This is a genomic window from Gulosibacter sp. 10 (assembly GCF_900163695.1).
In the GTDB taxonomy this organism is placed as follows: domain Bacteria; phylum Actinomycetota; class Actinomycetes; order Actinomycetales; family Microbacteriaceae; genus Gulosibacter.
Map to the genome: position 1 here is coordinate 23340 of NZ_FUIC01000001.1, position 12471 is coordinate 35810.

The 12471-nt window shown below is 72.7% G+C and carries 11 protein-coding genes; 2 read left to right on the forward strand and 9 right to left on the reverse strand.

Annotated elements, in window-relative coordinates:
- Positions 1–3 precede the first annotated feature (3 nt).
- The 9 genes from xerD to FM112_RS00145 form a co-directional block, all read right to left on the reverse strand.
- Entirely contained in the window at positions 4–951 is a 948-nt protein-coding gene (gene xerD / locus FM112_RS00110) for a site-specific tyrosine recombinase XerD (RefSeq protein ID WP_087001997.1), read from the reverse strand.
- A complete protein-coding gene (locus FM112_RS00115; RefSeq protein ID WP_087001999.1) occupies positions 948–1637 on the reverse strand; it encodes an NUDIX domain-containing protein in 690 nt (229 codons plus the stop codon). Before FM112_RS00115 ends, xerD begins: the two co-directional genes overlap by 4 nt.
- Positions 1634–3343, reverse strand: coding sequence for a CTP synthase (locus tag FM112_RS00120; RefSeq protein ID WP_176386597.1), 1710 nt, complete (start codon positions 3341–3343; stop codon positions 1634–1636). The genes FM112_RS00115 and FM112_RS00120 overlap by 4 nt, the downstream gene beginning before the upstream one ends.
- A 16-nt stretch (positions 3344–3359) precedes the next feature.
- Positions 3360–5093, reverse strand: a complete 1734-nt coding sequence (gene recN / locus FM112_RS00125; protein WP_087002018.1) for a DNA repair protein RecN — start codon at positions 5091–5093, stop codon at positions 3360–3362.
- Positions 5093–6019, reverse strand: a complete 927-nt coding sequence (locus FM112_RS00130; RefSeq protein WP_087002001.1) for an NAD kinase — start codon at positions 6017–6019, stop codon at positions 5093–5095. The genes recN and FM112_RS00130 overlap by 1 nt, the downstream gene beginning before the upstream one ends.
- Positions 6016–6867, reverse strand: coding sequence for a TlyA family RNA methyltransferase (locus tag FM112_RS00135; RefSeq protein ID WP_087002003.1), 852 nt, complete (start codon positions 6865–6867; stop codon positions 6016–6018). Before FM112_RS00135 ends, FM112_RS00130 begins: the two co-directional genes overlap by 4 nt.
- A gap of 3 nt (positions 6868–6870) precedes the next feature.
- Entirely contained in the window at positions 6871–7053 is a 183-nt protein-coding gene (locus tag FM112_RS16715; RefSeq protein WP_140400512.1) for a hypothetical protein, read from the reverse strand.
- Positions 7035–8078 (reverse strand): HAD-IIA family hydrolase, encoded by a 1044-nt coding sequence (locus tag FM112_RS00140; RefSeq protein WP_087002005.1) that lies wholly within the window; start codon positions 8076–8078, stop codon positions 7035–7037. The genes FM112_RS16715 and FM112_RS00140 overlap by 19 nt, the downstream gene beginning before the upstream one ends.
- A gap of 99 nt (positions 8079–8177) precedes the next feature.
- Positions 8178–9734, reverse strand: coding sequence for a hypothetical protein (locus FM112_RS00145; RefSeq protein WP_176386598.1), 1557 nt, complete (start codon positions 9732–9734; stop codon positions 8178–8180).
- Positions 9735–9752: 18 nt separating this feature from the next.
- On the opposite strand from FM112_RS00145, the gene FM112_RS00150 reads away from it, so the two are divergent.
- Together FM112_RS00150 and FM112_RS00155 are read left to right on the forward strand one after the other, a co-directional pair.
- Positions 9753–10856: a hypothetical protein gene (locus tag FM112_RS00150; RefSeq protein ID WP_140400513.1), complete on the forward strand. Its 1104-nt coding sequence runs from the start codon at positions 9753–9755 to the stop codon at positions 10854–10856.
- Positions 10853–12250: an NAD-dependent succinate-semialdehyde dehydrogenase gene (locus FM112_RS00155; protein ID WP_087002010.1), complete on the forward strand. Its 1398-nt coding sequence runs from the start codon at positions 10853–10855 to the stop codon at positions 12248–12250. The genes FM112_RS00150 and FM112_RS00155 overlap by 4 nt, the downstream gene beginning before the upstream one ends.
- Positions 12251–12471 lie beyond the last annotated feature (221 nt).

The window sequence follows — 12471 nt, forward strand, 5'->3', positions numbered from 1 at the left end:
TGCTCACCCCTTGAGCGCCCGCGGATGCGAGGTCGCGTACATCTCGCGCAGCGCGTCCACCGTGACCTTCGTGTAGATCTGCGTGGTCGAGACCGAGGCGTGCCCGAGCAGCTCCTGCACGACCCTCACGTCCGCCCCGCCCTGCATGAGGTGGGTGGCGAACGAGTGCCGCAGGGTGTGCGGCGAGACCCGCCCCGGCATCCCGGCGCGCTTCGCGATCCGCTCGAGGACGAGCCCCGCGGACTGGCGCGAGAGCGGCCCGCCCCGCACGCCGAGGAACAGGCGCGGGCTGCCCGCGCCCTTCGCGGCGAACAGCGGCCTGGCGCGCACGAGGTACGCGTCGAGCGCCTCGCGGGCGAAGGAGCCGAGCGGCACGATCCGCTGCTTGTCGCCCTTGCCGCGCACCCGCACGAAGTCGCGCTCGATCACGTCGTCGACGTCGAGCGACACCGCCTCGCTCACCCGCGCCCCGGTGGCGTACAGCAGCTCGAGCAGGGCCCGGTCGCGCAGCTGTGCGGGCTCGTCTCCCCCGGCGGCGTCGAGCAGCGCCTGCACCTCCGCGATCGTCAGCGCCTTGGGCAGCCGGCGGGGCAGCTTGGGCGCCCGGAGCTCGCCCGCGACGTCCTCGTCGACGAGCCCCTCCTCGTCCATGAAGCGGTGCAGGCTGCGCACGCTCGAGGCGGAGCGGCTCGCGGAGGAGGCCGCGAGCCCGAGCCCGCCCTCCTCGGGCGCCTCGCGCAGCCACGCCACGAAAGCGCGCGGATGCTCGGCGCCGATCGCGCGCGGCTCGCGCACGCCGCGCGCGTCGAGGAACTCGAGGTAGCGGCCGAGATCGCGCTCGTAGGCGGCGACCGAGTGCTGCGACAGGCCCCGCTCGATCGTGAGGAACCGCAGATAGCGGTCGAGGATGCGCCCGAGTTCCGATCGCTCGGGCCCGGGCCCGGTGCTCACGCCCGGTTGCCGTCCGCGAGCGCCCGCGGCAGCACCGAGGGCCCCGCCGACTTCGTGGGCCACGGCGCGTCCGCGGGGCGGAGGGTCTCCCAGCCGCGGCGGCGCGCCTCGTTCGCGGCGAACACGCCTTGCAGCATGGCGGGGTTGTGGAGGTCGCCGCGCAGGATGGCCGTGACCGCCTCGTCGAGGGGCACCCAGGCCGTCTCGATGTCGGCCTCCTCGTGCACGCGCTCGAAGATCCGACCGGTGGGGGTGAGCCCCCGCGCGAGGAAGATGCGGATGGACTCGTTGCAGCCGCCCGGCGTGGTCCAGAAGTCGAGCAGCAGCGACCACTCCTCGGCCGCGTAGTCGGCCTCCTCGGCGAGCTCCCGCTGGGCGGCGACCAGCGGCGACTCGTGCGGGTCGTCCAGCAGCCCGGCGGGCAGCTCCCACTGGCGGAAGCCGACCGGGTGCCGGTACTGGCGGATCAGCAGCACGCGGTCCTGCTCGTCGAGCGCGACGACGCTCACGGCGCCGGTGTGGTCGATGAACTCCCGCGTGATCTCGCCGTCGCCGTACGCGGCGGTCTCGGATTTGAGGTTCCAGACCCAGCCGCGGTGCACGAGCTCCTCCGAGCGCACCTCGTGCCGCTCGGGGATGTCGCGGAGCTCGAGCACCGCGTCCGCGCCCTGCTCGGCGACGGTCATTCCGCGCCGGCCTCGTCCTCGACCTCGACGAGGCGGCTCGCCGCCTGGCGGTCGAGCGCCGCGCCGATGAGTCCGGCGAACAGCGGGTGGGCCCGGTTGGGGCGGGACTTCAGCTCGGGGTGCGCCTGGGTGCCGACGTAGTACGGGTGCGCCTCGGTCGGCAGCTCGACGAACTCGACGAGCCTGCCGTCGGGCGAGGTGCCGGAGAACTCGAGGCCGGCCTCCGCGAGCCGCTCGCGGTAGTCGTTGTTCACCTCGTAGCGGTGGCGGTGGCGCTCCGAGACGGACTCGGCGCCGTAGGCGTTCGCGATGACCGAGCCGGGGCGGAGCGCGGCCGGGTACGCGCCGAGGCGCATGCTGCCGCCGAGGTCTCCGCCGTCGACGATCTCGATCTGCTCGGCCATGGTCGTGATGACCGGGTCGGCGGCCTCGGGGTCGAACTCCGAGGAGGAGGCGCCCTCGATGCCCACGACGTGGCGGGCGTATTCGATGACCATGCACTGCATGCCGAGGCACAGGCCGAGGGCGGGGATGCGGTTCTCGCGGGCGAAGCGGAGCGCGCCGAGCTTGCCCTCGATGCCGCGGATGCCGAAGCCGCCGGGCACGCAGATGCCGTCCACGTCGGAGAGCAGCGCCGCGGCGCCCTCGGGGGTCTCGCACTCGTCGGAGGGCACCCAGCGGATCTCGGCGCGCGAGCCGTGCGCGAAGCCGCCGGCCCGCAGCGCCTCGGTGACCGACAGGTAGGCGTCGGGCAGGTCGACGTACTTGCCGACCAGCGCGATCTTGACGGTGTGCTTGGGCTCGTGCACGACCTCGAGCAGCTGCTCCCAGCCGGTGAAGTCGAAGCCGTCGACGTCGAGGCGGAGCTGCTCGATGATGTACTCGTCGAGGCCCTGCTCGCTCAGCTTGCGCGGGATCTCGTAGATCGAGGAGAGGTCGGGGGTGTTGACGACAGCCTTCGAGTCGACGTCGCACATGAGCGCGATCTTCGCGCGGTTCGACTCGGTGACGGGCCGGTCGCTGCGCAGCACGAGGGCGTCCGGCTGGATGCCGGCGGAGCGGAGCGCGGCGACCGAGTGCTGGGTGGGCTTGGTCTTCTGCTCGCCGGAGGCGCCCATGAAGGGCACGAGCGAGACGTGCACGAAGAACGCGTTGTTGCGGCCGAGCTCGTGGCGGATCTGCCGCGCGGCCTCGATGAAGGGCTGCGATTCGATGTCGCCGATCGTGCCGCCGACCTCGGTGATGATCACGTCGGGGCGCGGGGTCTCGGTGGCCTGCAGGCGCATGCGGCGCTTGAGCTCGTCGGTGATGTGCGGGATCACCTGCACGGTCTCGCCGAGGTACTCGCCGGCCCGCTCCTTGGCGATGACGGTCGAGTAGATCTGCCCGGTGGTGACGTTCGCGGCGCGCGTGAGGTCGACGTCGAGGAAGCGCTCGTAGTGGCCGATGTCGAGGTCGGTCTCGGCGCCGTCCTCGGTGACGAACACCTCGCCGTGCTGGAACGGGTTCATCGTGCCCGGGTCGACGTTGAGGTACGGGTCGAGCTTCTGCATGACCACCCGCACGCCGCGGGCTCGGAGCAGGTTGCCGAGGCTGGCCGCGGTGAGCCCCTTGCCGAGCGAGGAGACGACACCGCCCGTCACGAAGATTTGCTTGACCGGGGTTTCGATCGGCGCGGAGGGGGCCGGAGCAGATGCGTCATTCACGGGGTTCAATCCTATCTCACCTCGCGACCGACGCCGCGGCGTCCGAGGCTCGGCGGAGCAGTTCCTGGGCGTGCGCGCGCCCCGATTCGGAATCCACGAGACCGCTGAGCAGGCGTGTCATCTCCTCGATGCGCCCCTCCTCGTCGAGTTCGCGGATGGCGGAGCTGGTGACGCCGCTGGCGGTCGACTTCTCGATGCGCACGTGGTGGTCGGCGAAGGCCGCGACCTGCGCCAGGTGGGTCACGACGATCACCTGGCTCGAGCGCGCGAGACGCTGCAGCCGGGCGCCGATCTCGAGCGCCGCGGCGCCGCCGACACCGGCGTCGACCTCGTCGAAGACGAGCGTGGGCACCGGGTTCGCGCCCGCGAGCACGACCTCGAGCGCGAGCATCACGCGGCTCAGCTCGCCGCCGGAGGCGCCCGCGCGCAGCGGGGCGGGGTCGCTGCCCGGATGCGGCTCGAGCAGGAGCTCGATCCGGTCCCGGCCGTGGCGGCGGATGGTCTCGTCCTGCTCGACGCGCACGACGAGCCGCGCGTTGGGCATCGCGAGCGCGCGCAGCTCCTCGGTGGCCTCGACCTCGAGCTGCGCGGCGCTGCGCTCGCGCACCTCGGTGAGGGCGGATGCGGCGGCCTCGAGCTCGGCCTCGGCCTCGGCGACCTCCTCCGTGAGCCTGGGCAGCCGCGTGTCCTCCCCCGTGAGCTCGAGCAGGCGCCTGCCCGCCTCCTCGTACTCCTCGAGCAGCTCGACGAGGTCCTTGCCGTAGTCCCGCTTGAGCCCCTCGATCGCGGCGAGGCGCTCGTCGAGGGCCTCGAGCTCCCCGACGCCCTCGGTGTCGAGGTCCGCGAGATAGCTCGCGAGGTTCTCGGCGAGCTCGTCGATCGCGTACTCGAGGTCGGCGGCGCTCTCGACGGCGAGGTCGAGCGAGGCGTCCGACCGGTGGCCGCGGTCGACGCTGGCGCGGACCTCGCGCACCCGGTCGCGCAGGGTGCCGCCGGGCACCTCCTCGCCGGCGAGGAGCATGTGCGCCCCGCCGATATCCGCGCGCAGCTGCTCGCGGTTGCTGAGGCGCTCGATGCGGCGCAGCAGCGAGTCGTCCTCCCCCGGCTCGGGGTTCACCGCCTCGACCGCGTCGATGAGGGCGCGCAGATGCTCGCGCTCCGCCTCGCGGTCCTCGGCGCCGGCCCGCAGCCGCTCGTGCTCGGCGCGCAGCTCGGCCACGCGCTCATAGCGCTCGGCGAGCACCGTCAGCGCGTCCCGCGCCGCCTCGCCCCCGAACTGGTCGAGGGCGTCGCGCTGGGCGCCCTCCTGCGTGAGCCGGAGCTGCTCGGACTGCCCGTGGATCGCGACGAGCATCTCGCCGGCCTCCCCGAGGGACCCCGCGGGCACCGACTGGCCGCCGAGCCAGGCCCGGGAGCGGCCGTTGCCGGCGATCTGCCGGGCGAGGACGACGGCCGAGCGCTCGCGCCCCTCCGCGTCCTCGAAGCCCTCGCCCTCGCCGCCGGCCTCGTCGACGAACTCCGCGAACCGCGACTCCGCGTCCACGAGCACGTGCCCCTCGATGCGCGCGCGGTCGGCACCCTTGCGTACGACGTTCGCGGAGGCGCGTCCGCCGAGCAGGAGCCCGAGCGCGGTCACGACCATCGTCTTGCCCGCGCCGGTCTCGCCGGTGACGGCCGTGAATCCGGGGCCGAGCGGCAGCCGGGCCTCCTCGATGACGCCGAGTCCACGGATCTCGATGTCTTCGAACATCAGGCGCGCCCCCTCCATCCCACGACCGGCAGCTGGAACTTGTCGACGAGCCGCTTCGTGAACGGCGACTGGTGCAGCCGGGCCAGCTTGACCGACTGCGGCGATCGGGTGGCGGTCACGCGCGCGCCGTCGGGCAGCTCGACGGATCGTCGGCCGTCGAGCCAGAGCACCGCGTCGCCGGCGTCCCGCGGCTGCACCTCGACCTCGAGCTTCGAGTCGGGCGCCACGACGAGCGGCTTCGCGAACAGCGCGTGCGCGGAGACCGGCACGAGCACCATGGCCTCGACCTGGGGCCAGACCACGGGCCCGCCGGCCGAGAAGCAGTAGGCCGTCGACCCGGTGGGTGTGGAGAACAGCACGCCGTCGCAGCCGAAGCTCGACAGCGGCTCGCCGTCGACCCAGATCATGACGTCGAGCATCCGCTCGCGGTTGCCCTTCTCGATGGCGGCGTCGTTGAGCGCCCATTCGCTGCGGTGCTCGCCCGCGGCGTCGACCACGTCGATCTGCAGCGCGAGCCGCTCCTCGACCTCGTACTGGCGGGCGATGATGCCCTCGACCACGCTCGGCAGCGCCTCCTTCTCGCTCTCGGCGAGGAAACCGACGTGGCCGAGGTTCACGCCGAGCACCGGCACGTCCGCCGTGCGGGCGAGCTCGACGCCGCGGAGGATCGTGCCGTCGCCGCCGAGCACCACGACGAGCTCGCAGTCCGCGATCCCGCAGTCCTCCCCGAGCCGCTCGACCGTGTGCGGGAGCGCGACGTCGAGCTCCGAGTAGAGCTCGGTGGCGGAGTGCGCCTCGACCACCGGCACGATCCCGGCCTGCGCGAGATGCTCGATGACGCCGAGACTCGTGTCGATCGCCTCCTGCCGGGCGAAGTGGCTCACCACCAGAATCCGTCGGGCCGATTCCCCTGCCGGTCGCGTCATGCCGCCCCTTCCATGATGGTGGATCGAACTCGATCCTCCCATTCTGACGCATCCGTCCCTGTGGTGCCGCCGGGTCGATCGTCCGCGGAGCACCAGAGCAGGTACTCGGCGTTGCCGTGGGTGCCCCTCACCGGGGAGGGGCGGAATCCGCGCGGCCGTAGACCGGCCTCGCGCGCCTCGCGCAGCACGTCGATCGCGCGCTCGGCCGCCACCTGCGGATCGGTGACGATGCCGCCGCGCACGTGCGCGCGGCCCACCTCGAACTGGGGCTTCACGAGCAGCACGACGTCGCGCAGCGCCGGGAGCGTCGCGGGCAGCACCGGCACGATGTGCCGCAGGGAGATGAACGAGAGGTCGCCCGTCGCGAGCGCGATCTCCTCGGCCCGCAGCGGCGGACGGTCCCGCCGCTGCGCCTGCAGCAGCCGGTCGAGCCGCGCGCGATCGAGGTGGCGGGCGTTCTCGCCCTCGATCGCCGTGACGCGGGCGTCCGCGCGGATGAGCGGATCGAGCTGGTCGTGGCCCACGTCGAGCGCGACGACGGCGCGGGCGCCGCGCTCGAGCAGCACCTGCGTGAAGCCGCCGGTGGACGCTCCGAGGTCGAGCGCCGCGCTCCCCCGCACATCGATGCCGAACGCGTCCAGCGCGTCGAGGAGCTTGTGCGCGGCGCGCGACACGTAGCGGTCCGGCTCGACGACGGCGAGCTCGTCGTGCTCGTCCACGGTCCGGGCGGCGCGGGTCGCGGGCTCGCCGTTGACGCGCACCGCGCCGTCGGCGATGAGGCGAGCGGCGGCCGTCCGGCTGCGCGCGAGGCCGCGCTCCGCGAGCGCGCGGTCGAGTCGCCGGCCCATGCGCTACGCCTCCGGCGCCTCGGGCGGCGCATCGGCGCCCTCGAGCGCCGCGCGGAGCGCTTCGAGCGCCCCCTCGTAGGCCTCGGCGCGCTCCGCGAGCGGGAGCGACTCGGCTTCGTGCCGGGGCGGCTCCGCCCGTCCGTCCGCGGCCGCCTCGCCGTGCTCGCTCACGACTGCGCGTCCCACTGCTCGTAGAGGTGCTCGGGGATGCGCAGTGCGTAGATGAGCTTGTCGGAGTTCCAGATCGCCGCGCACGCGGCCCGCAGCAGGTCGAGCCTGTTCCTGCCCCGGGAGCGGACGCGCAGGTCGATGCCGTCGAGCACGCAGTGCTCGCCGCCGACGCGCGCGTCGACGAGCTCCGGGCCCGGATGCGAGACCTTCACCGCGGGATACGGCTGCTCGAGCCCCCGCAGGTCCTCGAGGATGAAGTCGGGCCGCTCGGCCGGTCCCGCGGCGATCAGCTGCTTGGGGCCGTCGATGCCGGTGAGCACGAGCGCGCTCGCCACCCCGGCCGCGTTCGCGCCCTTGATGTCGGTGTCGAGGCGGTCGCCCACCATGATGGGCCGCTTCGCGCCGAACCGCTCGCGGGCGGCCTCGAAGAGCGGGGTCTCGGGCTTGCCCGCGACCCTGGGCAGCTTGGCCACCGCGGTGTGCACGGCGGACACGAGCGTGCCGTTGCCGGGGGCGATGCCGCGCTCGACGGGGATGGTCCAGTCCTGGTTCGTGGCGACCCAGGGGATGTCCCGGGCGAGCGCGAAGGAGGCCTCGGCGAGGTGCTTCCAGCCGACGTCCGGCGCGAAGCCCTGCACCACCGCATCCGGCCGGTCGTCGGCCGAGCGCGTGACGCGGAAGCCCGCTTTCCGGAGCTCGTCCACGAGCCCCTCGCCGCCGACCACCAGCACGAGGGCGCCGGGCTCGACGAGTTCGCCGAGCATGCGGACGGCGGCCTGGGGGCTCGTCACCACGTCCTCCGCCTCCGTGCGCAGTCCGAGGTCGCGCAGGTGCGCCGCCACGGCCTCGTCGGTGCGGGAGGCGTTGTTCGTGATGTAGCCGACGCGACGGCCTTCGCCGGCGTACCGGTTCAGCGCGTCCACCGCGTGGGGAACGGCGTTCGGCCCCCGGTAGACGACCCCGTCGAGATCGGCCAGGATGACGTCGACGCCCTCGAGCGGCGCGGGGCCCTGGCCGGTGCCGCTGCGGAATAGTGCCAAGTTTCTCTCCTCGATGTGGCGGAGCCGGTCGTGGTGGTGGATGCGGATGGTCGGGGGGGGCCGCGGAACGGCCGCCCCTCAGTTCAGGTGTCGAACAGATCAGATGTCGAACAGCGAGAGCTGCTCGTCGTCCCCGTCCTCGTCGGACTCCTCGCGCTTCCCGGTCTTCTTCGAAGCGGCCTCGGAATCCTCGGATCCGCCCTCAACGGTACCCTCGGCCGCCGACTTCGCGGCCTGCTCGGGCGCCGACTCGGGCTCGGGCTTCGGCTCGATGTCGATGAGCTCCACCTCGATGTCCTGGCTTGCCGGGAGTTCCTGCTCGGCCGGGAGGTCCTGCTCGGCAGCATCCGAGCCTGCAGCGTCCGACTCGACAGGGTCCGAACCGGCAGCGTCCGACTCGACAGAGTCCGACTCGACAGAGTCCGACTCGACAGCGTCCGACTCGACAGAGTCCGAACCGGCAACACCTGAGCCCGCAACACCCGAGCCGGCAGCGACGGTCTTAGCGGTGTCCCCCGCGGTCGCGGCGGCGGCCTCGGCGTCCGCCTCCTGCTCGATCTGGGCGATGAGCTCCTCGTACTCGGCCTGGATCTCGCTCTCGAGCTCCGCGCCCGTAGGCAGGTCCTCGAGGTCCACCGGGGCGCTCGGCGCCGCCGGCGATCCCGCCGTGCCGGTCTCGGCAGCGACGGCCGCATCGTCTCCGTCGTCCGCGGAATCGACCGCTGCAGCGGAGTCTTCGACCGATTCGGTCGGCTGAACCGACGCGGACGACTCGGCCGGTTCGACCGACTCGGAGGGCTCGACCGCATCGACCGACTCGACCGGTTCGTCGGCGGTGCGCGGCTCGGCCTCGAGCGCCGTCTGCTCGCGCTCCTCGGGCTCGCGCTCCTCGGATTCGCGTTCCTCCTGCTCGGGCTCGTCGGACTCGAGCTCCTCGGAGACGATCTCGATCGTCTCGAACTCGTTGTGCGAGACGGCTTCGAGCGCCGCCTCGGCCCGGCGGGCCGCCGAGTGCCACTGGGCGGCCTCCGCGGTCTGCCCGAGGTCTTCGAGAACGGTGGCGTAGGCCGCGAACAGCGCGGGGCTGTACTCGAAGGCCCGCGTGCGGTCGAGCTGCGGGATCTCGAGCTCGGCCAGGGCGAGCTCGGGCTGCTCCTGATCGAGGCGCGCACCGGACATCGCGATGGCGAGCTGCACGCGCTGAGCCGCGGGCAGGGCGTCGCGGTCGGCCGTGCGGCCCAGCTCGAGGGCGCGATCGGGTCGGCCGAGCCCCCGCTCGCAGTCCACCATGAGGGCGAGCTGATCGTCCTTGCCGGAGATGCGGCGGTAGGTGCGCAGCTCGCGCAGCGCGAGGGCGTAGTCGCCGATGGTGTAGGCGGTGATCGCGAGCGTCTCGCGGACCATGGCGATGCGGCCGCCGCGCCGGGATGCGCTGAGCGCGTGCTGGTGCGCGAGCTCCGGATCGCTGTCGATGAGCATCGAGGACATCGCGAGATGCTTCGCGACGAAGCTGGCGTTCTCCTTCGAGAGCGTCTTCAGCTCCATCCGCGCCTTGTTGTCGAGGTCGCGATCGGTGATGCCCTCGGGGATCTCGGGATCCTCGTGCTCGGCGCGCACCGCGCGCAGCTCGATGGGGCGCTCCGGCTGCAGGCGCACGCCCTCGCTCGGATCGATGTGGGAGCGGTCGCGGCCGCGCGGACCGCCGTGGTCCCGCCGCGGGCCGCGGTCGTCGCGGCGCCGGTCTCCCCCGAATCCGCCGTCGCGGCGATCCCCGCGCGAGCGGTCGTCACGGCCCCGGTCGCCGCGCGGACGATCCTCGCGACGGGGCGCATCCCGTCGATCGCCGTCGCGACGGTCCCAGCCGCGCCGATCGCCATCGCGGCGGTCGCCGCGGGGGCGATCCTCACGGCGGGCGAAATCGCGGCGGTCGCCGTCACGGCGATCTCCCTCGCGCCGATCGGAGCCACGCCGGTCGGAACCGCGCCGATCGCCGCCGTCGCGCTGCTGACGGAAGGGGCGGTCTCCGCGATCGAAGTCGCGGCGGCGACCGCCGCGCTCCTCGCCGTCGCGCGAGTAACCTCCGCGACCGCCATCTCTGCGCCGGTCGTCGTCGCGGGGCCGGCCGCGCCCGTCGCCCCGGTAGCCGCCGCGGCGGTCGTCGCTCCGACCGTAGCCGTCGCGACGATCGCCGTCCCGGCCCTGTCCGCCGCGATAGCCGCCGTCCCGGTTCCCCCGGTATCCGCCCTCGCGGTCGCCGCGGTACTCCCGGTCGCGGCCGTCGCGCGGGCCGCGCTCCCGTCCCCGGTCGTCGCGTCGATCATTGCCGCGGCCGTAACCGTCCCGGCGATCCCGGTCGCCGTCCTTCCGGCCGCGGTAGCCGCCGTCGCGGCCGCCGCGGGATTCTCCGCCGCGATCGTAGCGGCGGTCGTCGTGCCGACGGTCGCCGTCCTGCGAGGATCGGCCGCCGCGGTCGTCGCGGCGCGTTCCTTCGCCTCGTGCACCATCACGGGAACGTCGGCCTCGCGAATCTCCCCGGTACTGCCCCTTGCGGTGCCGGTCGCCGGAACCGTCGCGGTCCCTGCCCTCATCGCGGCGTTCTTCAGCCATTGCTCGTTCCCTTCATCGGTGCACTGTGGAATTATCATCCACCATTGTACGCGGCCACCCGACGGCGCCGGAAGGCAGTGCGGCATCGAGCCGCCTCCGCAGCACGCAGGCGGGCGTGACAGGCTGGCCGTGGCAATGACCACGATCCCCGTCGAGAGGAACCGCCCGTGACCGTCGATCCCGCAGCATCGAGCCCGTATCGAGTCGTCAATCCCGTCGACGGAACGCTGGTCGAGACATTCGCCCCGGCCGCCGACGCCGAGATCGAGCAGGCCGTCGCCTCCGCGCAGCGCTCGTTCGAGTCCTGGAGCGAAGAGCCGATCGGGCGGCGGGGCGAGTACGTCCGGCGGATCGCCCGCGCCTTCTCCGCGCGGAGGGAGGAGCTGGCCGGCATCATCACGCTCGAGATGGGCAAGCCCCGCTCCGAGGCCGAGGCGGAGGTGGACTTCTGCACGGACATCTTCGACTACTACGCCGAGCACGGCGCCTCGCTGGCGGCGGACCGCGAGATCGACACCCTCTCGCGCGACCGCGCCGTGATCCAGCACCTGCCGGTGGGACCGCTGCTCGGCATCATGCCGTGGAACTACCCCTACTATCAGGTCGCGCGCTTCGCGGCTCCGAACCTCATGCTGGGCAACACGATCCTGCTGAAGCACGCCGAGTCCTGCCCGCGTTCGGCGCTGGCCATCCAATCGATCATGGATGACGCGGGGCTCCCCGCGGGCGCCTACGGCACGGTCTTCGCGAGCCACGAACAGGTTGCCGGCATCATCGCCGACCCCAGGGTGCAGGGCGTGTCGCTCACCGGCTCCGAACGGGCGGGCGCCATCATCGGCGAGCTCGCGGGAAAGCACCTGAAGAAGGCCGTGCTCGAGCTCGGCGGATCGGATCCCTTCATCGTGCTCGATTCGGAGGACGTCGCGGCGATCGCCGATACCGCCTGGGCGGTGCGGATCGAGAACACCGGACAGGCCTGCAACTCGAACAAGCGGATGATCGTCGCCGAGGAGATCTACGACGAGTTCGTCCGCGAGCTGATCGCGCGTGCGGAGGGGCTCGTCCCGGGCGATCCCGCCGAGGAGCTTCCCGGGACGTTCGCGCCCCTCTCGTCCCGGCGGGCCGCCGAGCAGCTCGATGAGCAGGTGCGGGATGCCGTTGCGAAGGGGGCGACGCTCCATGTCGGCGGTGAGCTCTTCGACGGCCCCGGCAGCTACTACTCCCCCGCCGTGCTCACCGGGGTCACCCCGGAGATGCGCGCCTACCGCGAGGAGCTCTTCGGCCCTGTCGCGGTGGTGTATCGGGTCTCGTCCGAGGAGGAGGCGATCCGGCTCGCGAACGATTCGGTCTACGGGCTCGGCGGATCGGTCTTCTCGCGGGACGAAACCCGCGCGGCTCGGGTGGCCCGCCGGCTGCGGACCGGGATGGCGCACGTCAACGTGGCTCAGGCCGAGACCGCCCAGATGCCGTTCGGCGGGGTGAAGCGTTCGGGATACGGACGTGAGCTCGGGCCGCTCGGCATGGACGAGTTCGTCAACAAGCGCCTCTTCTACGTCGCGAGATAGCCGGCTGCACGCGGTGTCGAACGCATCGCATGGTCCCGGGGCACCGTCCGGTCTCGGAAACCGCGAAAAGGGGATACCCCTCACGGATATCCCCGCTTCCACACCCCGAGCCCGACCACGGCCCCGGAAAAACAAGTATGGGAGACCCCAGATCAGGGCCTCCCACACTTCATTCAAAAAGAGTCCGGCAGTGTCCTACTCTCCCACACAGTCCCCCATGC

Bases quoted from the DNA above. Each gene is read 5' to 3' on its own strand.
- FM112_RS00135 (WP_087002003.1), bottom strand. From the start codon at position 6,867: ATGGGCCGGCGACTCGACCGCGCGCTCGCGGAGCGCGGCCTCGCGCGC.
- recN (WP_087002018.1), bottom strand. From the start codon at position 5,093: ATGTTCGAAGACATCGAGATCCGTGGACTCGGCGTCATCGAGGAGGCC.
- FM112_RS00130 (WP_087002001.1), bottom strand. From the start codon at position 6,019: ATGACGCGACCGGCAGGGGAATCGGCCCGACGGATTCTGGTGGTGAGC.
- FM112_RS00115 (WP_087001999.1), bottom strand. From the start codon at position 1,637: ATGACCGTCGCCGAGCAGGGCGCGGACGCGGTGCTCGAGCTCCGCGAC.